The 18362-nt window shown below is 65.0% G+C and carries 20 protein-coding genes and 1 pseudogene; 16 read left to right on the forward strand and 5 right to left on the reverse strand.

Features of this window, described 5'->3' with window-relative positions; genetic code table 11:
- Positions 1-7 precede the first annotated feature (7 nt).
- The 11 genes and pseudogenes from K307_RS35150 (at position 8) to K307_RS35195 (ending at position 6284) form a co-directional block, all read left to right on the forward strand.
- Positions 8-529, forward strand: coding sequence for a hypothetical protein (locus K307_RS35150; RefSeq protein ID WP_042885665.1), 522 nt, complete (start codon positions 8-10; stop codon positions 527-529).
- Positions 530-697: 168 nt separating this feature from the next.
- Positions 698-1315 (forward strand): RNA polymerase sigma factor, encoded by a 618-nt coding sequence (locus K307_RS35155; RefSeq protein WP_051975304.1) that lies wholly within the window; start codon positions 698-700, stop codon positions 1313-1315.
- Positions 1308-1985, forward strand: coding sequence for an anti-sigma factor family protein (locus K307_RS35160; RefSeq protein WP_080745332.1), 678 nt, complete (start codon positions 1308-1310; stop codon positions 1983-1985). The genes K307_RS35155 and K307_RS35160 overlap by 8 nt, the downstream gene beginning before the upstream one ends.
- A gap of 158 nt (positions 1986-2143) precedes the next feature.
- Positions 2144-2371 carry a hypothetical protein gene (locus tag K307_RS35165; RefSeq protein ID WP_042885666.1) on the forward strand — a complete coding sequence of 76 codons (228 nt, stop codon included), beginning with the start codon at positions 2144-2146 and terminating at the stop codon, positions 2369-2371.
- A 165-nt stretch (positions 2372-2536) separates the two neighbouring features.
- Positions 2537-2823, forward strand: a pseudogene (locus tag K307_RS35170) (metallophosphoesterase family protein); the annotation flags it as partial.
- Positions 2824-3000: 177 nt separating this feature from the next.
- Complete coding sequence (locus K307_RS48200; protein WP_155301328.1) at positions 3001-3159, forward strand: hypothetical protein; 159 nt, start codon at positions 3001-3003, stop codon at positions 3157-3159.
- A 37-nt stretch (positions 3160-3196) separates the two neighbouring features.
- On the forward strand, positions 3197-3703 hold the full coding sequence (locus K307_RS35175) for a sigma-70 family RNA polymerase sigma factor (RefSeq protein ID WP_042885668.1): 507 nt from the start codon (positions 3197-3199) through the stop codon (positions 3701-3703).
- 10 nt (positions 3704-3713) lie between these two features.
- Complete coding sequence (locus K307_RS35180) at positions 3714-4487, forward strand: anti-sigma factor family protein (RefSeq protein ID WP_042885669.1); 774 nt, start codon at positions 3714-3716, stop codon at positions 4485-4487.
- Positions 4488-4649: 162 nt separating this feature from the next.
- Positions 4650-5093, forward strand: a complete 444-nt coding sequence (locus tag K307_RS35185) for a hypothetical protein (protein WP_042887805.1) — start codon at positions 4650-4652, stop codon at positions 5091-5093.
- Positions 5094-5271: 178 nt separating this feature from the next.
- Positions 5272-5478 carry a hypothetical protein gene (locus tag K307_RS35190; RefSeq protein ID WP_042885670.1) on the forward strand — a complete coding sequence of 69 codons (207 nt, stop codon included), beginning with the start codon at positions 5272-5274 and terminating at the stop codon, positions 5476-5478.
- 245 nt (positions 5479-5723) lie between these two features.
- Positions 5724-6284, forward strand: a complete 561-nt coding sequence (locus tag K307_RS35195; protein ID WP_230626276.1) for a helix-turn-helix domain-containing protein — start codon at positions 5724-5726, stop codon at positions 6282-6284.
- Here K307_RS35195 and K307_RS35200 read toward each other — a convergent pair.
- The 3 genes from K307_RS35200 to K307_RS35210 are packed head-to-tail and all read right to left on the reverse strand — an operon-like array spanning position 6272 to position 8370.
- Entirely contained in the window at positions 6272-7555 is a 1284-nt protein-coding gene (locus tag K307_RS35200; protein WP_042885672.1) for a cytochrome-c peroxidase, read from the reverse strand. The two genes, K307_RS35195 and K307_RS35200, sit on opposite strands and share 13 nt — an antisense overlap.
- Positions 7555-8001, reverse strand: a complete 447-nt coding sequence (locus tag K307_RS35205; RefSeq protein WP_051975305.1) for a FixH family protein — start codon at positions 7999-8001, stop codon at positions 7555-7557. Before K307_RS35205 ends, K307_RS35200 begins: the two co-directional genes overlap by 1 nt.
- 12 nt (positions 8002-8013) lie before the next feature.
- Positions 8014-8370, reverse strand: coding sequence for a DUF3703 domain-containing protein (locus K307_RS35210; protein WP_042885673.1), 357 nt, complete (start codon positions 8368-8370; stop codon positions 8014-8016).
- Positions 8371-8840: 470 nt separating this feature from the next.
- Between K307_RS35210 and K307_RS35215 the strand changes: the two genes are divergently transcribed.
- The gene (locus K307_RS35215) at positions 8841-9800 is read left to right on the forward strand and encodes a Bug family tripartite tricarboxylate transporter substrate binding protein (protein ID WP_230626386.1); all 960 of its coding nucleotides are present in this window, start codon (positions 8841-8843) and stop codon (positions 9798-9800) included.
- Positions 9801-9874: 74 nt separating this feature from the next.
- On the opposite strand, the gene yghX is transcribed toward K307_RS35215, so the two are convergent.
- Positions 9875-10762 (reverse strand): YghX family hydrolase, encoded by an 888-nt coding sequence (yghX, locus tag K307_RS35220; RefSeq protein WP_042885675.1) that lies wholly within the window; start codon positions 10760-10762, stop codon positions 9875-9877.
- Between the two features lie 287 nt (positions 10763-11049).
- Between yghX and K307_RS35225 the strand changes: the two genes are divergently transcribed.
- The 3 genes from K307_RS35225 to adeC are packed head-to-tail and all read left to right on the forward strand — an operon-like array spanning position 11050 to position 16847.
- The gene (locus tag K307_RS35225) at positions 11050-12201 is read left to right on the forward strand and encodes an efflux RND transporter periplasmic adaptor subunit (RefSeq protein WP_042885676.1); all 1152 of its coding nucleotides are present in this window, start codon (positions 11050-11052) and stop codon (positions 12199-12201) included.
- A 27-nt stretch (positions 12202-12228) separates the two neighbouring features.
- A complete protein-coding gene (locus tag K307_RS35230) occupies positions 12229-15390 on the forward strand; it encodes an efflux RND transporter permease subunit (RefSeq protein ID WP_042885678.1) in 3162 nt (1053 codons plus the stop codon).
- Entirely contained in the window at positions 15387-16847 is a 1461-nt protein-coding gene (gene adeC / locus K307_RS35235; protein ID WP_042885679.1) for an AdeC/AdeK/OprM family multidrug efflux complex outer membrane factor, read from the forward strand. The genes K307_RS35230 and adeC overlap by 4 nt, the downstream gene beginning before the upstream one ends.
- Before the next feature lie 41 nt (positions 16848-16888).
- Here the strand turns inward: adeC and K307_RS35240 are convergent, their stop codons facing one another.
- On the reverse strand, positions 16889-17869 hold the full coding sequence (locus K307_RS35240) for a Bug family tripartite tricarboxylate transporter substrate binding protein (protein WP_080745333.1): 981 nt from the start codon (positions 17867-17869) through the stop codon (positions 16889-16891).
- Between the two features lie 198 nt (positions 17870-18067).
- Between K307_RS35240 and K307_RS35245 the strand changes: the two genes are divergently transcribed.
- On the forward strand, positions 18068-18358 hold the full coding sequence (locus K307_RS35245) for a hypothetical protein (protein WP_042885681.1): 291 nt from the start codon (positions 18068-18070) through the stop codon (positions 18356-18358).
- The last annotated feature ends 4 nt before the right edge of the window (positions 18359-18362 follow it).

Raw genomic sequence — 18362 nt, forward strand, 5'->3', positions numbered from 1 at the left:
ACCCATCATGATTCCCCATCTTCCGATGAAGCCCGCCCGGCTGCCACGCCCGTGCCTTGCAAGCCGGCTTCTCATGCTTGCTGCAGTTGCCCTGGCAGCTGGCTGCGCGAGCCCGGCATGGCAAGCTGTGGCGCCTGGCGCCAGCGAGACAGAGCTTCAGGCCTTGCTGGGTGCGCCGCGCGAGATCTATCAATTTCCCGATGGCTCCCGGCGCTGGCTCTATCCCGCGCCGGGCGAGACCAGATGGGCCGCCGACATCGGTCCCGACGGGCGGGTCGTCAGCGTCCGGCAGATGCTGAGCGCGGAGGAGTTCGGCCAGGCCCGGATCGGCGAATGGACCACGCGCGATGTCCTGACTCGCTTCGGGAAGCCTGCAGAGATAAGTCGTTTTCCGCGCATGCACCGCGAGGTCTGGGGCTACCGGTTCGCACAAGACGGCCTGGAGTACGCGACGATGAATTTCTACTTCGATCCTGCCGGCGTCCTGCGCCTTACCCAGGTGATTCCGGATTTCCTGATGGACTCATAAATAATGCCCGCGCGCGCCCTGGGTTCGTCCTGACCTCGTACTCCGCCGCCCCGTATACCGCCTGGCGCCGAGATTTATTCCCGGAACGAACTCCGAAAAAATTTCGCGATGCCGGGAATAAGTCGCGGTGTCAGGCGGTTTTACATAGGCCAGGGACAGGAGAGCACCGTGATCGCAACCGACAAGTCCAGCCGCTTCGCGCAAGTGGCGTTGCCGCATCTGGACGCGGCCTATAACCTGGCGCGCTGGCTGAGCGGCAGCCCAAGCGATGCGGACGATATCGTGCAGGATGCCTACCTGCGTGCATTCCGGTTCTTTGATGGCTTTCACGGCGACAATGCGCGCGCGTGGTTGCTGGCCATCGTCAGGAACACCTGGTTCAGCGAATGGCGCAGGCGGCGCGATGCTGCTGATGGCACGCCCTACGACGAAACGCTGCATGGCGACGAGCGATTGCCGGGGTGGATTGACGACATCGGCAGCAATCCCGAAACGCTAGCGGTGCGCCACGACGATGTGGAACTGGTCCACCGCGCGCTCGAACGGTTGCCGGTCGTCTATCGCGAAGTGCTTGTCCTGCGCGAGCTCGAAGACATGAGCTATCGCGATATCGCCCTGGTTGCCGACATTCCGATCGGCACCGTGATGTCGCGCCTGGCGCGCGCACGTCACCTGCTCTGCGCGGCGGTGCACGCCGAGCAGGCGAGGGTGCGCGATGGCATTGGCGGCATCGCACTCCGCCAGGTACCGGTGCGGGGTCATTCGACGGGAGCGAATCATGAATGATGATGCGATGGAATACTCGCTGCACGGCATGCTGCACGACGGATCGCTCTATCACCGCGCGCCGGCGCATCTGCCTGCGCGTGTGCTGGCCGGACTGCCGCGCGAACCGCGGCGCCGCATGGCCCGCTTCACCTGGCCCACACTTTCCTCCGGCGGCGCGCTGGCGTGGGCAGGCGGCGGTCTTGCCGGGGTGGCAGCCTCGGCGCTGGTGTTCGGCGCGCTCATCCTGGTGCGACCGCCGCAGGCCGATGCACTGGGGCAGGCGATCGTATCGAGCCACGTGCGCGCACTGCTGTCGCAGCATCCGATCGATGTGGTATCTACCGATCAGCACACAGTCAAGCCGTGGTTCAACGGGCGGCTCGACTATGCGCCGCCGGTCACCGACCTTGCGGCGAAGGGCTTTCCGCTGGCTGGCGGCCGGGTGGACTATATCGACCGCCGCACCGTTGGCGTACTGATCTACCGCTACCAGAAGCATCCAATCGATCTCTACATCCTGCCGGCGACGAACGGCGCATCGGCAGCGGCAAGCTATTCCACTGACGGATACGCGATTGCCCGCTGGCACCAGGACGGCATGAACTTCTGGGCCATCACCGATGCGGAGCCCGCGCACCTGCATGCCTTTGTACAAGCGCTCCGGGCCACGCAAGGCGAGCAGGAATAAACCGCGCGCCGCCAGCGTTTTACTGATGCACGGCGCACCTGTTCCGAGGGAATCCTGGATCGCCACGGAGACAGAGCGTCGTGCAGCACCTAGGCACAGCCTCCGTGGCGACACGCTCTGTGCCTCGGACCCTGGACTTACCGCATCTGGAGATTGTCATGAAATTCCTGATTCCGCTGGTTGCCGCTGCGCTAACCTCCTTCGCAAGCCAATCCTATGCCTTCGCTGGTCGCACCGACAGTACCTGCGCCGACTGCAATACCCACGTTGCCGGGCCTGGCGACCCGTTCACCAACGGCGCGAAGACAGGCAAATCTGAAGTCTTCACGGACGGCGAGAAGGTTACGGACCCGCGCGATCCGTTCACCGACGGCGCTCACGCCTGAAATGCTGCTGTCTTGCCGCGGCCGCACGGTATCCGCTGTCGTGGGTTCCTGTGCGGCATGCCGGACAACGTGAAGCCGGTGCAGGCACTGAGAGGCAAAGCATGAGTACTGGTTCGGGGAAGACCCCGACAGCACGTGCAGGGCCCCGTGCTGTAGCCATGACATGCCTTGGGCGACGACCAACTCGCCTGGCTGAAGGCCGATCTGAAGGATTGCTCATCCAGCACGCCGATCGTCGTCTTCGCGCACATGCCAATGTGGACGATCTACCAACCGTGGGGTTGGGGCACCGGCGACGCCGGCGAGGCAATGAGCCATCTGAAGCGCTTCGGTCCGGTCACTGTCTTGAACGGCCATATCCACCGGATTGTCTCGAAGGTGGAAGGCAATATCACCTTCCATACGCGGCGCGCTCGACGGCCTATCTGCAACCGACGGCCGGCAATGTCCCAATCAGCCGGTGCTGAGTGGCACGGCATCAAAAAAAACTCCATAACCGCGGAATAAAGCGCTGCCGCGGCGCGTTTACCCAGTTGACAGGCTTCCGGCAGCAGCAACATCGCGCTGCCCCGGCGCGGCGTTCTCGACGTGGAGAGTGCTGCCCCGCGGCCTGCCTCCTGGAGACCGAAATGAAAATGCTCCATCTGATTTCTGGCCTGCTGCTTGCCATGATGGCGGTGGCGGCGTGCTCCACCGACAGTGGCACGGATCCGTCGGGCAGTTCGTCCCAATCCCGCAGTGGCAGTAGCCGGAATACGGGCAGCGGAATGTATCGCGGCAGCTACTAATCCGTCCTGCCCGCTGGCCCGAGGCGTGTCCATCCCGGTGAGCTTGCGCGACGATTTCGCCGCCTGCCTGCCGCAGCTGCGCCGTTACGCGCGCGCGTTGACGGGCGATGCCGCATGGGCGGATGACCTGGTGCAGGACACGCTCGAGCGCGCGCTCGCGCGCACCTCGCTGCTGCGCGCCCACAGCAATACGCGCGCCTGGTTGATGACCATATTGCGCCACCTCTATGTCGACCAGTTGCGCAAGCGCCACGAGCTTGCGCTTGATGCCGAGGACCCTGTGTGGCAGCGGCTGGAAGCCCCGGCCGGGGAGGTCGACGGGCTGCTGCTGCTCGATGTGCAGCGCGCGCTGTACCGCCTGCCGCTGGAGCAGCGCGACGTGCTGCTGCTGGTGGCACTGGAGCAATTGAGCTACCGCGAAGCCGCCGCAATCCTGCAGGTGCCGGTAGGGACGGTAATGTCGCGCCTGTCGCGCGCGCGCGAGCACCTGCGCGGGCTGCTCGGCGGCGACGCTGGAAACATTCCAGGGTTTTCCAAGTCGTGAGGCAGAGGCCATGACTGACAATCGAAGTTCCACCGCGCCGGCGACAGACTCGGAGCTGAAGCGGCTCTCGGCGCTGGTCGATGGCGAGCTTGCGCCGCACGAGCAGGTCGAGGTCGTGGCCGCGCTGGCGCAAGATGTACAGGCCGCCGCACGTGTAGAGGATTACCGGCGTCAGAGCGCCGCACTCAGGTCGCTGTTTCCGTTGCCGACGGAAGTGCACTATGTGGTGGTGATGCCGCGCCGCGCGTGGTGGTGGCGTGCGGTGGCCGCGCTGGCCTGGGTCGGCGCGGGGATGTTGCTAGGCACCGGCGGCGCCTGGCTGTCGTCGCGCGGGTCCGATCCCTGGGATCTCGCCCGCCATGCTGACCTTGCCTACGCGGTCTATGCGCCGGAGCAGGGTCACCCGGTAGAAGTGGCTGCCACCGACCAGGCGCACCTGGTGGCTTGGCTGTCGCGCCGGCTGGCGCGCACACTGACGATTCCAGCGCTGGACGAATACGGCTACACGCTGATTGGTGGGCGGCTGTTGCCCGGCGCAGCCGGTCCGGCGGCACAGTTGATGTATCAAAACCAGGCGGGCGGGCGCCTCACGCTGTATATCACCGGGGCAGCGCCGCGGCGCACCACTTTCCGTTTGTTGCGCCAGGACGACCGGAGCACGTTCTATTGGGCCAGCGCGGGTGCCGGTTACGCGCTCTCGGGCCCGCGCAGCGAGCCGCGCCTGCGCGAGATCGCGATGGACGTCTGCAGCAGCCTGGGCGGCAATCCGCAAGCATGGCAGTGAGGCGCGGCGTCACCGCTGTGTGGAATAAAACGTGGCTCTGATCCGTTTACTTCATGCAGGACTGGCGTGGCTGTGGGTAGCGGACGCGGGCCGGCAGGCAAACCGATGTGCCATGAGATCCGTGAGGGCATACGTCGGGACATTGAGGTCGGGGTGATAATCATGGGCAAGGGTTTGGCGGCCGCGGCGGCCGTGTTCGCAGGCCTCAGCTTTGGCGCGGCGGCGCCGGCCGAGGAATTGGAGTCGGCGCCCTGCCAGCAAGTGGTTGGACAGGCCGAGATTGGCGGCGTGCTGCAGGAGATCTCGGGTGTGGCCTGCCTGCAGCCGGACGGGACCTGGCAGTTGGTCGACGGAGCGAGCGGGGTGGTCACCTATGCGGCCCCCGCCTACTATTACGATCCCTGGTACTGGGCTCCAGTCGGCGTGGGCTTTGGCGCCAGTGTGATCCTGGTTGACCGCTTCCATCACGTCCACCACATGCACCATGTGTTCTTCCGCAGGCAGGGGGTGATTGTTCGCGGCGGCTTCCATGGCGGCTTGCACCGGGGGTTCCACGGTGGGGGTGGCTCGCATGGTGGTTTTCACGGTGGCGGCATGCACCACTGAGAAGGGCGGACAGCGCGTCTGGTGAATTGAAATGCGCCGACTGGCTCCTGCGTCTTACTGAGTTGTATCGAACGCGCTGGGTAACCGTGGCACCAATGACTGCAGTCAATCGCGAGGACCTGTTCTAATGTCGATAGACTAGCCAAATCCCTGCGCTCCACGCCATCAGGCAATCCTCATGTCAGATCTCGTCCCGCTGGATCGCCTTCTGATTCCCATCGACCTGAGCGGCGCGCGCGGCCGCAACCGCGCCGGCGGCCGCGCGCAAATCGCCGCCCCGGACGACCGCTCGGCGGCACCGGGCGTGACGCGGTTCTTGCCGGCCGAGTATCGGGAAGCGGTTGCGCGCCCTGAAAGAATCCGTTCAGCAGGAGCGGCGCCATGAGCGGAAAGCAAACGCGATACGAGGGGGACTTCATTGCCTGGACGGGGGGTGGCCTTTTCATTGGCCGTGGGGGCGGGCTGGTCGCTCCACACGCGCACTACGCCATTCAGCTTGTCATCGGGGCGCCTTCAGGCCTTCAGGTGCAGTCGGGCCGTCGCGGACAATGGGCGCCTTGTGATGGCGCGCTTGTCCCCTCCCGCGCTGTGCACAGTATCGACGTCGCTTCTTGCGACTGGAGCGCAGTGGTGTTCATCGAGCCGGAGACACCGGAAGGACGTGCTCTGTCCGCAAGGCTGGGAGGGCAGATCGAGTTCCTTGGTGGAGATGAGCTGGGCTCCCTTGTCGGCAAGCTTGAGCGGGCATGGCGAGTGACCGGGACTACCGGCGCAGTGCAGAGCGCCGCTCAGGAATTGGTGAGCTCGCTTTCCAGGACTGTCCCTCACGTTCCGTCCGACCCCCGGGTCCTGCAGGCCATCGACTACATCCGCGCGCGTTCCGGCGACACACTGACCCTCGAGGAGGTGGCTGGCGTGGTGCACCTGTCGCCAAGCAGATTCCGCCACATCTTCGTCGAGGAGACCGGGATGCCATTGCGAACCTACCAACTGTGGCGCCGGCTGCTGCGAGTATGGGAATTCCTCATGCAGGGCGACAGCTTGGCCAGTGCCGCCCACGCAGCCGGCTTTGCAGACTCCGCTCATCTGTCTCGCACCTGCCGCACAATGTTCGGACTGGCTCCCTCGGCCATGCAGATGAAGGGACCGCTGAGCGAGCGGCTGCGCGTGCCGTCCCACTACCTGGGCTGAGCGACAGGACCGGTCAGGGCGCCAAGAAAGGCCACCAGGTCGTCGATATCTTGCGGCGACAGCTGGATGGTCTGCCGCCGCACCTGTTTCCCGCCGGGTCGCGCCAGTTCGCTTTGGCCAAGCACGGCCTTTGGCGCCTGGACGTAGTGCCGGATCGCGTCCTGCAGCGTCGGGAACTGGCCTGCATGCATGTATGGCGCGCGGACAGCAACGTTTCGCAGGCTCGGCGTGCGAAACGCTCCGAGGTAGCCAGGGTCGTCCGTCGCCAGGAAGTTCAGTTCTGCACACTGTTCGGGCTTGGCGTCACTGTAAGGTCCCAGGCAATTGAACTCGTCAGCCAAGAGCTTCCGGATGGCATCGGCACGTCCACGATCGGGATTCTTCGGATTCAATGGCGGGATGCCCGTGTTGTGGAACGCCTGGTCGGTGAGCATCGGGCCGTTGTGGCAGGTGATGCACTGTCCCTTGGTCAGGTACAGTCGCAAACCCCGAACCTCCTGGCCGGTGAGCGCATCCTGGCCATGACCATCGCCGGCGAGCGTGGACTGAACGTATTGATCGAACCGCGAGGGGCCGTACTGCACTCGGCTTTCGTAGGCAGCGATAGCTTTTCCCATGTTGGCGAAGACGCGATTGACCTGGTCCCGCGTCTCGGCCGGCAACGCAGCCCACGCGGCCTGTTCGCTCTGAGTGCCCAGCGGCGAGGCGTCGGCCGGAAGTGCCTTCACGGCGTGAAGCGGACCGAAGACGTCCTTGTACTGTGCAGAGTAGTGCTCTTGGATGACGCGCACCAACCGCACCCGGTTGCCGCCGTGCTCTGCGGCGTCCTCCATGGGACCCAATGCCTGCGACCACAGGCTGTCCTTGCGGCCGTCCCAGAAGAGGAATGGCGCGTGGGAGGCACCCATCACGGGCATCGTCCTGCGCCTGCCCGTCCCCAGTCCCTGGCCCAGAGGTTTGCCGTCCTCGAACTGCCCGATTGGGGAGTGGCAGCTTGCGCACGACACGCGGCCATTGCGACTTAAGCGGGTGTCGTTGAAAAGCGCCCTGCCTAAATTGGCCGCCTTGATGCGACCCTCATAGGCATTCGAGGGGTCGGCTGGCCGCGGCCCCGCCTGGTTCAGTTGCATCGCGGCCAGCGTCTGCAGGTCGACCTGCGACCACGCGTCACGCAGAGGCGCTGACGGTTGAGACGCCAACACCCGCACCGCGATGGGCAGCGCCAGTAGCGCGCCAATGAGCGTCGTCCCAAATTTGATGTTGGTCTTCATCACTGGCGCTGGGACTTAGGGTCGATGACGATGTTGAAGGTCACCTGATCAGGACCGGGCTCCGCCCGGATGCCGAGCTTGAGCTCCCACCAGCCGCTCATGCTGAACTTCATGCCCTCGAGAAGATAGGTGCCATCTTCGATCTCCCGCGTCACGCGCGGTTGAGTCGGGTAGCCGTGACCGTGCTGCGGCATGCCGCCGCCAACGGCGAACTGTGCTCCCTTCACGGGCTTGCCCCCAAGCGTGGCCAGCTTGACCTTCCAGGTGTGCAATTGATTGACAGCAGGAGCGGGAGTCGGGGAGATGACGGCGATTCTGTAGCGCCCGCCTTCGGTGGACTTGTCGAGGGACAGGTCGAGATTCTGCGGAGGGGTGCTGCAGCCGGAGGTGGCAAAAAGCATGGAGAACATCGCCAGGGCGGACAGGGTCTTGATGGAGGCGTGCATGAAGGGGGCCTTTCACTCGGCGGTGTCGATGACACGCTGCAGGTCGGCGGAGATGGCCAAGGGCTGGAAGCCGCTCACGTTGGCGCCACCTGAGTTGCCCGAGGGCAGCAAGCCGAAGGACGTGAAGACCGCTGCCGCCGCCACTCGCCACATCTGCCCTGCGACTTCCGAGGCCCAACGGTTGCGCAGCGCGAAGCGCAGCATCAGCCAGTGCATGCGCACATGCTGGACGGTTGACCGCTGTCCGAGCACATGCGCTCGCTCCAGGTGACTGAAGGCGGTATGGAATTCGCCGCGCGATTCGGCGGCCCTTGAACGCTGGATTTCAGTGTTGATCGCGCTGTGGATGCGGTCTGCGAAGCGGTACATGTGGGCTCCAGGAGAGGATGTGTCGGTCCGTAAATTATTCAGACCCAAGCTCTCCAGGGCTTGAACGAAGAGGCCGCGTCAACAGCCTTTTCGTTCAAGCCGGCAACTCACCCTCCGAGGAATGACAGGGGCTGTCAAAGATGGTGTTCCGCTGCGCCGGAACAGCGGAATGCGGATCGAGATCGCCGCGACGGGCATGCCACCGGCGCCGAGGATCGGGGCGCCCCATAGCCAACGATCTGTGCCACGTACCCGTCTCTCCGCAAGGGCTGGAGCGGTTATCGCACACTGCATTGTCAGGACAGCTGTTTTCCAGGGTTGGCTCAGGGCGGTGAATATGTGGCTCCGGCATAATCAACCTACCGTTTATGCCGATACGGAATTTCCGTCAGGCGCGGGCGGACACAGAAACCAAGAGCAGGAGACGTAGTTTGAGCATCAACATTCGCGCATCGCGCACCGTACGACTGATGGCTGTCGCCATCGCTGGCCTGGCTGTCGGGCACACGGCCGCCACGGCCGCCACGGCCGCCGATACCTGGCCGACCAAACCGATCAAGGTCATCGTCCCCTATACGCCCGGCGGCTCGACCGACACAGTTTCGCGCGTTGTGTTCGAGAAGGTCGCGCAGAGCCTGGGGCAGCCCATCATCATCGAGAACAAGCCCGGTGCGAACAGCACGCTGGGGGTGGGCATCGCGGCGCGCTCGGCGCCGGATGGCTATACCTTCGTGTCGGTGCTGGCCGCCTACAGCGCGAACATGTCGCTGTACTCGAAGCTCAGCTACAAGCCGTCGGACCTGGTACCGGTGGCCGAGATGGCGGAGCTGCCGTTGTTCCTGTTCGCCAGCAAGAAGTTGCCGGTCAAGACGGTTGGTGAACTGGTCGCATACGGCAAGAAGCACCCCGACACGCTGACCTTCGGCTCGAGCGGTGTTGGCAGCTCCGCGCACCTGACCGGTGAGCGCCTGGCGATGGAGTCCAAAGTCAAGATGACCCACATTCCGTACAACGGCAGCGCCCCGATTCTGCCGGCGCTGATATCGGGCGAGGTATCCGTGGCGTTCGATCCGTTGCTGGTGCCGATGCCACACGTGAAGTCTGGCAAGATCAACGTGCTCGCCGTGGCGTCGGCCAAGCGCTGGCCGGGTGAACCGAACATCCCGACCATGGAAGAGTCGGGTTTCCCGGGCTTTGTCATGAGCTCGTGGACGGGCCTGCTGGCACCCGCCGGCACGCCGGCTCCGGTCGTCGATCGCATGGCCAGGGAAATCGCCGCGGCAACCCGCAGCCCGGACGTTGCGAAGAAGCTGACTGACCTGGGCTTCGTGCCGGTGGGAAGCACCTCAGAGGAGTTCCGCAAGCTGATCGATCGTGACATCACCCGCTATGGGCAGATCGTGAAGGCGGGCAAGATCACCCTCGATTGAGCCCACTCTCAGGGCTCGGTCCCTGAAGCTGGCTACGTGGAGGAGTAGCCCCCGGTGTTGCGGCACTTCTCTTTTCAGGCCAGGTAGCGCCGGAACCAGGCGATAGTCCGGTCCCACGCCAGCCTGGCGGCTGCCTCGTCGTAGCGTGGCGTGGAGTCATTGTGAAAACCGTGGTGGGTGCCTCGGTAGATGTGGGCCTCGTAGGCCTTGCCGTTGGCTTTCAGCGCCGCCTCGTAGGCAGGCCAGGTGGCATTGACGTTCGGATCGGTCTCGGCAAAGTGCAATAGCAACGGTGCCTTGATGCGTGGAACGTCCTCGGGCCTGGCCTGGCGGCCGTAGAACGGCACCGCCGCAGCCAGTTCCGGGTAGGCCACCGCCGCGGCATTGCAGACCCCACCGCCGTAGCAGAAGCCGGTGATGCCGACTTTGCCTGTGGTCAGGTTGCCGGCCCGAAGGTATTCAATGGCTGCAAAGAAATCGTCCATGAGCTTCTGCGGGTTGACTTGCTGCTGCAGCACGCGGCCCCTGTCGTCATTGCCAGGATAGCCGCCGACCGAGCTCAGGCCGTCCGGTGCCAGCGCGACGAAACCGGCCTTGGCCAGACGTCGCGCGATGTCCTCGATATAGGGATTGAGGCCCCGGTTCTCGTGCACGACGACCACACCGGGCACCGGCCTGGTCGTCCTGGTGGGGCGCACCATATAGCCGCGCACCTCTCCATGGCCGTTCGGAGAGGGATAGCGGATGTACTCGGCAAGGATGTCCGGATCCGTGAACGCGATTTGCTGGGCCAGCGCATAGTCGGGGCTCAGTGAAGCGAGGATAGCGGTCGCGGTCAGGCTGCCAACGGCGAATTTCGCTGCGCGGTCGAGAAAGTCGCGCCGGCTGAGCCGGCCATGCACGTAACCGTCGTAGAGCTCAAGCAGTTCGGGATGAAACTCCATGGCGGTCAGGCGACGCATGCGGTTCTCCTTTTACGAAGGCTCCACGGTGGTGCTGGCGAGGCGTTGCTGGGAGCCCCTGACAGCCGTCGTGGGTGTTTGAAAGTTTTTGAAATATGGGTAGCCGATAATCGGCCGAACCATTTCTTCGAGTCGGGATAGACTTTCTCGGCTACGTCTTCTGCAACTGGCGCTGGTGCAACGGCGGGCATGGCCCTTGCTTCATGCCGCTGTTCCGCTCTGGCACAGGTCAACCGGCTTGCCGGTGACATTTTGACTCGGCCTTGATTCTTACGCAGGAAATCGCAATGCAACGATCACGCGGCTGCAGCGCCTGGGTTCCGGTCACGCTGGCCATCGCCATGTCAACGCTTGCCGGATGCGGTAGCAAGAAGGAGGCCGCAGCCCCGCCGCCACCGCAAGTGAGCGTGGTCACGCTCAAGACCGAGCAGCTGACGCTGGATACCGAGTTGCCGGGGCGCACCACGGCGTTCCGCATTGCCGAAGTCAGGCCGCAGGTGGACGGCATCATCCTGCGCCGCCTGTTCAAGGAGGGCAGCGACGTCACGCAGGGCCAGCAGCTCTATCAGATCGACCCATCCACCTACGAAGCCACCTACAAGAGCGCCAGGGCGACGCTGGAATCCACCCGCCTGCTGGCAGAGCGGTATGGGCGCCTGGTCGGTGACGAGGCGGTCAGCAAGCAGCAGTATGACGAGGCCAGGGCCGCCTGGCTGCAGGCGCAGGCTGCGGTGGATCGCGCCGAGATCAACCTGCGCTATACCAAGGTGCTGTCGCCGATTTCCGGGCGCATCGGGCGCTCGAATGTGACGGAAGGTGCGCTGGTCACCAACGGCCAGGCTACCGCGCTGTCAGTGGTGCAGCAGCTTGACCCGATCTACGTCGACGTGACGCAGCCCTCTGCCTCCCTGCTGCGGCTGCGGCGCGAACTGGCCAATGGTGCGCTGCAAAGCGCCGGCGTCAACGCGGCCCAGGTCAGCCTGGTGCTGGAAGACGGTACCCGCTATCCCGAAACCGGCCGCCTGGAGTTCTCTGAAGTGGCCGTGGACCAGGGCACCGGCTCGGTGACGCTGCGCGCGGTGTTTCCCAACCCGCGCCATGAGCTGTTGCCGGGCATGTTCGTCCATGCCCGCCTGCGTGAAGGCGTGAAGACCAATGCCCTGCTCGTGCCCCAGCAGGGTGTGACGCGCGACCTCAAGGGCCAGGCCACGGCGCTGGTGGTCAATGCCAGGGACGAGGTGGAACTGCGGCAGATCCGCACCGACCGCGTCGTTGGCGACAAGTGGCTGGTTTCCGAGGGCCTCGGAGCCGGCGATCGCGTCATCGTGGAGGGCCTGCAGTTCGTGCGGCCCGGGGCGAAAGTGCGCGTAGCCCAGGCCGGTAACGGCGCAGGCGCCCCGGTGGCCGCCGCGTCCGCCCCGTCCGCGGCCAAGCCCTGAGCACACTGCCAGGGCGAGGGAGTATCCATGTCCAATTTCTTTATCGATCGGCCCATCTTCGCGTGGGTGATCGCCCTGGTCATCATGCTGGCCGGGGTGCTGTCGATCCGCGCGCTGCCCATCAGCCAGTATCCGGCCATCGCGCCGCCCACCATCGCCATCTCGGTCAACTACCCCGGCGCCTCCGCCGAGACGGTGCAGGATACCGTGGTGCAGGTGATCGAGCAGCAGCTCAACGGCCTGGACGGCCTGCGCTACATCTCCTCGGAAAGCAACGCCGACGGCAGCATGACGATCACGGTGACCTTCGAGCAGGGCACCAATCCGGATATTGCCCAGGTGCAGGTGCAGAACAAGCTGGCACTGGCGCAGCCCCTGCTGCCGCAGGAAGTGCAGCAGCAAGGCATCCGCGTGACCAAGTCGGTGCGCAACTTCCTGGTCATCGTGGGCCTGATTTCCACTGACCCGAAGGTCACGCGGGAAGACCTGTCGAACTACATCGTCTCGAATCTCCAGGACCCGCTTTCGCGCACCTACGGCGTGGGCGACTTCCAGGTGTTCGGCGCGCAGTATGCGATGCGGGTATGGATCGACCCGGCCCGGCTCAACAGCTACCAGCTCACGCCGCTGGACGTGAGCAGCGCCATCAGGGCGCAGAACGTCCAGGTGGCCTCCGGCCAGTTGGGCGGCCTGCCGGCGGTGCGGGGCCAGCAACTCAATGCCAGCGTGATCGGCAAGACCCGGCTGCAGACCAGCGAGCAGTTCGGCAACATCCTGCTCAAGGTCAACCCCGACGGCTCCCAGGTGCGCCTGAAGGACGTCGCCGAGGTGGGCCTGGGCGGGCAGGACTACAACATCAACGCGCAATACAACGGCCAGGCGGCCTCGGGCATTGCCGTGCGGCTGGCCGCGGGGGCCAACGCGCTGGAAACCGTGCGCGCCATCCGCAAGACGCTGGACGGGCTGGAGCCTTTCTTCCCGCCCGGGATGAAGGTGGTCTTCCCGTATGACACCTCGCCGGTGATCGCGGGCTCCATCCACGAAGTGGTGAAGACGCTGATGGAAGCCATCGTGCTGGTGTTCCTGGTGATGTACCTGTTCCTGCAGAACGTCCGCGCCACGCTGATCCCCACCATTGCCGTGCCGGTGGTGCTGCTGGGCACCTTCGGCGTGCTGGCGGCGTTCGGCTACACCATCAACACGCTGACCATGTTCGGCATGGTGCTGGCCATCGGGCTGCTGGTGGATGACGCCATCGTCGTGGTGGAGAACGTAGAACGCGTGATGGCCGAGGAAGGCCTGCCGCCCAAGGAGGCCGCGCGGCGCTCCATGGGCCAGATCCAGGGCGCGCTGGTGGGCATTGCCATGGTGCTCTCGGCGGTGTTCCTGCCGATGGCGTTCTTCGGCGGCTCGACCGGCGTGATCTACCGGCAGTTCTCCATCACCATTGTCTCGTCCATGGTGCTGTCGGTGCTGGTCGCGCTGATACTGACGCCGGCCCTGTGCGCCACCATGCTCCAGCCCATCGAAAAGGGCGACCATGGCGAGAACAAGGGCGGCTTCTTCGGCTGGTTCAACCGCAAGTTCAACTCGACCGTCCAAAGCTACGAGCGCAGCGTATCGGGCATCCTGAAGCGCCGCCTGCCGTTCCTGCTGATCTACGTGGCCATCCTGGTGGTGATGGGCTTCCTGTTCACGCGCATCCCCACATCGTTCCTGCCGGAAGAAGACCAGGGCGTGCTGTACGCCCAGGTGCAGACGCCGGCCGGCGCCACGGCCGAGCGCACGCAGAAGGTACTCGACCAGATGCGAGAGTACATGCTGAAGGAGGAGGGCGGCGTGGTGAACTCGCTGTTCACCGTCAACGGCTTCAACTTTGCCGGCCGCGGCCAGAACTCGGGTCTGGCCTTCATTCTGCTCAAGCCATGGGAGCAGCGCAGCGGGGAAGGCACCAGCGTGTTCGACCTGGCCGCGCGCGCGCAGCGCAAGTTCATGAGCTTCCGCGATTCGATGTCGTTCGCGTTCGCCCCGCCCGCGGTGCAGGAACTGGGCAATGCCATCGGCTTTGACCTCTACCTGCAGGACCAGGCCGGCATTGGTCACGTGGCGCTGATGAACGCGCGTGACAAGTTCCTGGCGCTGGCCTCGCAAAGCCCGGTGCTGCAGCGCGTGCGCCCCAATGGCCTGAATGACCAGCCGCAGTACCAGCTGGTGATCGACGATGAAAAGGCCCGCGCGCTTGGCGTTTCGCTGGCAGACATCAACAGCACGGTATCCATCGCGTGGGGTTCCAGCTATGTCAACGACTTCATCGACCGCGGCCGGGTCAAGCGCGTCTACGTGCAGGGCCGCCCGGATTCCAGGATGAATCCGGACGATATCGACAAATGGTTCATACGCAACGACAAGGGCGAGATGGTGCCGTTCTCCGCCTTTGCCGATGGCAAGTGGGCCTATGGCTCGCCCAAGCTGCAGCGCTACAACGGCGTCGCGGCGGTGGAGTTGCTGGGAGAGCCCGCGCCCGGGCGCAGCTCCGGCGAGGCCATGAAGGCGATCGAGGAGATCATGCGGCAGATGCCGCCGGGCGTAGGCTATGCCTGGACCGGCCTGTCCTATGAGGAACGGCTGTCGGGCTCGCAGGCGCCGGCGCTCTATGCGCTCTCGCTGCTGGTGGTGTTCCTGTGCCTGGCCGCGCTCTACGAGAGCTGGTCGATCCCGTTCTCGGTGATGCTGGTGGTCCCACTCGGGGTGATCGGCGCACTGCTCGCCACGCTGGGGCGTGGCTTGTCCAATGACGTGTTCTTCCAGGTGGGCCTGTTGACCACCATCGGCCTGTCCGCCAAGAACGCCATCCTGATCGTGGAGTTCGCCAGGAGCCAGTACGAACAGGGCAAGAACCTGGTCGAGGCCGCCGTGGAGGCGTGCCGCATGCGCCTGCGCCCCATCGTGATGACCTCGCTGGCCTTCATGCTCGGCGTGTTCCCGCTGGCCGTGTCGACCGGCGCCGGTGCCGGCAGCCAGCACGCCATTGGCACCGGCGTGATCGGCGGCATGATCACTGCCACGGTGCTGGCGATCTTCTGGGTGCCGCTGTTTTTTGTCGTCGTCACCTCCATGTTCGGGCGCAAGCGCAGGCCGGAGCCGCCGGGGCCGCATGTGGCCTCCCTGGAAAAAGAGGCGCTGGAATGAAGAAGACCTTGCTCTGCGCTGCCGCCATGGCCATGCTGGCCGGCTGCAGCCTGATCCCCAGGTACGAGCGGCCGGCCTCGCCGGTGGAGGCAGCCTACCCGCAGGGCCCGGCCTACCTGCCTGCCGATGCCGCCGCCGAAGCCGGCCAGGTGCCCGCGATCGAGCTGGGCTGGCGCGAATTCTTCGCCGATGCGCGCCTGCGCCGTCTGGTCGAACTGGCGCTGCAGAACAACCGTGACCTGCGCGTGGCCGCCCTCAACGTGGAGGCGTTCGGTGCACAGTACCGCATCCAGCGCGCCGACCTGTTTCCCGCCGTCGGCGCGGCCGCACTGGGCACGCGCCAGCGCATTCCCGCCGACCTGTCCTCCACCGGACAGCGGATGATCGGCAGCCAGTACGGCGTGTCGGTGGGCACCACGGCGTGGGAGATCGACCTGTTCGGCCGCCTGCGCAGCCTTAGCGAATCCGCGCTCGAACAGTATTTCGCCAGCGACGAGGCACGCCGCAGCGCGCAGATTTCGCTGGTGGCGAGCGTTGCCAGCGCCTACCTGACCCAGCGCGCCGATGAAGCCCTGCTGCAGCTCACCCACGAAACGCTGGCCAATTACGAGCGCAGCTATGGCCTGACCCGGCGCAGCTACGAGGAAGGGATCGCTTCCCGGCTGGACCTGCGCCAGGCGCAGACCGCCGTGGAAACCGCCCGCGCGAGCCTTGCGCGCTACACCCGGCTGGTTGCCCAGGATGAGAATGCCCTGGTGCTGCTGGTCGGCACGTCCCTGCCAGCGGACCTGCCGGAAGGCCTGCCGCTGGCGCAGAAGCTGTTTGCCGATGTGCCGGCCGGGCTGCCCTCCGACCTGCTGCAGATCCGTCCGGACGTGCTCGCGGCCGAGCACCGGCTGCGCTCCGCCAACGCCGATATCGGCGCCGCGCGTGCGGCGTTCTTCCCCAGTATCAGCCTGACCGCATCGGCGGGCACCGCCAGCAACCAGCTTTCGGGCCTGTTCGGGGCCGGCTCTGGCACGTGGCTGTTCCAGCCGCGGATCAACCTGCCGCTGTTTACCGCCGGCAGCCTGCGGGCCAGCCTGGACTTTGCCACCATCCAGAAGGACGTGAACGTCGCCCAGTACGAGCGTACGGTGCAGACCGCCTTCCGCGAGGTGGCCGATGGGCTGGCGGCACGGGGCACCTACACCAGCCAGCTCGAGGCCCAGATCCGCTTCGTGGAAGCCGCCCAGGACGCCTATGGCCTGGCCGACCGGCGCTACCGCACGGGTGTCGACAGCTACCTCGCCGTGCTGGACGCGCAGCGCTCGCTGTACAACGCGCAGCAACTGCTGATCCAGGCGCGGCTCGAGCAGCTGACCAGTGAAGTCAACCTGTACAAGGCCCTGGGCGGCGGCTGGCACGACCAGGCCGGCAAGGCCGATACGCCCACGGCAGCCGCCGGACCAGCCTGACGCGCAAGTGAATCCGGCGCTAAGGAATGGACGTACTCCGATCAGTCGGCCGTGATGTTCCTGGCCTTGATGATCTTGCCCCAGTACTCGGTATCCTTCTTGACCAGTGCCCCCAGACCAGCGGGATCCATGTAACGGGCTTCGATGCCGACGGTGTCGGCGCGCTTTTTTGTCTCTGGTTGCTCCAGCACCTTCTTCACGTTCTCTGACAGCTTGGCGATGACCTCGGGCGGCGTGCCGGCAGGCGCGAACAGGCCAACCCATGCTTCCAGTTCGAAACCAGGCAGTCCTGCCTCGGCGGTGGTCGGCACCGCAGGCAGCATGGGGTGGCGCGTTTTGCTGGTGACGGCGAGCGCCTTGAGCTTGCCGGTCTGGACGTGGCCGATCACCGAGGGCGGCGTGGTGATGAACACCTGCACCTGCCCGGCCAGCACGTCCTGGATTGCCGGCCCGGACCCCTTGTATGGCACGTGTGTCATCTTGGTCTGCGTGACCTGGGTAAACAGTTCGGTCCCGACGTGCGACAGGGAACCGTTGCCCTGGGATGCGTAGTTCACCTTTCCCGGATTCTGCTTGAGGTAGGCGATGAATTCCTTCAGGTTGTTCGCCGGCAGGGCAGGGTTGGCCGTGATCACGTTGGTCGCGACGGCGATTAGTGCCACTGGCACCAGGTCTTTCTGGTTCCACGGTAGTTTGGCGAACATCGACGGATTGCCCACGTGATAGGCCGAATATGAGGCCAGCAGCGTGTATCCGTCCTTCGGCGCGCGCGCGACCAGTTGGTAGGCGATGTTGCCGCTGCCGCCGGCCCGGTTATCAATGACAACAGCCTGACCGAGTTGGCGCGCAAGCGAGTCGGACACCAGACGCGCCGAAGTATCGACCACGCCGCCCGGTGGGTTGGGCACCACAATCGTGACCGGTTTGGTGGGATAGGACCCTGCCTGTGCCAGCGCAACAGGCGTGGCGATCGCGCCACAGATGGCGAGCACGCCTGTGTAGAACGGACGGTGACCGGGCATGGCGAGTCTCCCTGATTTGATTGCATTTGGATTCTGTGCCTGAAACCAGTGCCTGGCCAGTCCGCGCCAGATATTGCCTGGTGAGTTTCGGGCCCGCAGTCGGTGCACTTTTCCCGCATCGTAACTAGACTGGTGCCATCACGCCTTACTCCGCGCGGCTGCGCGAATTCCGGGGCCCATCCAAGGAAGGAACCGACCATGCACACTGTTATCAGAGCCTATTCCGGAAGCGGCGCCAGGGAGCTGTTTGATCTGCTGGAAAAACGGACCTCGGAAATCGAATCCCTGATGCGTTCGGTCCAGGGTTTTGTCAGCTACACGCTTGCGCGGACCGCCGATGGCGGCTTTTCTGTCACGACCTGCAATGACAAGGCGGGCGTGGATGAGAGCGTCAAGAAGGCGAAGGACTGGATCGCCGCGAACGCTGCCGGAACCGGCGCGAGCGCGCCGACGATTTCCGAGGGGACCGTCATCCTGCACGCGAAATAGCAGC

The organism is Cupriavidus necator A5-1, from assembly GCF_000744095.1.
Taxonomy (GTDB): Bacteria; Pseudomonadota; Gammaproteobacteria; order Burkholderiales; family Burkholderiaceae; genus Cupriavidus; species Cupriavidus necator_A.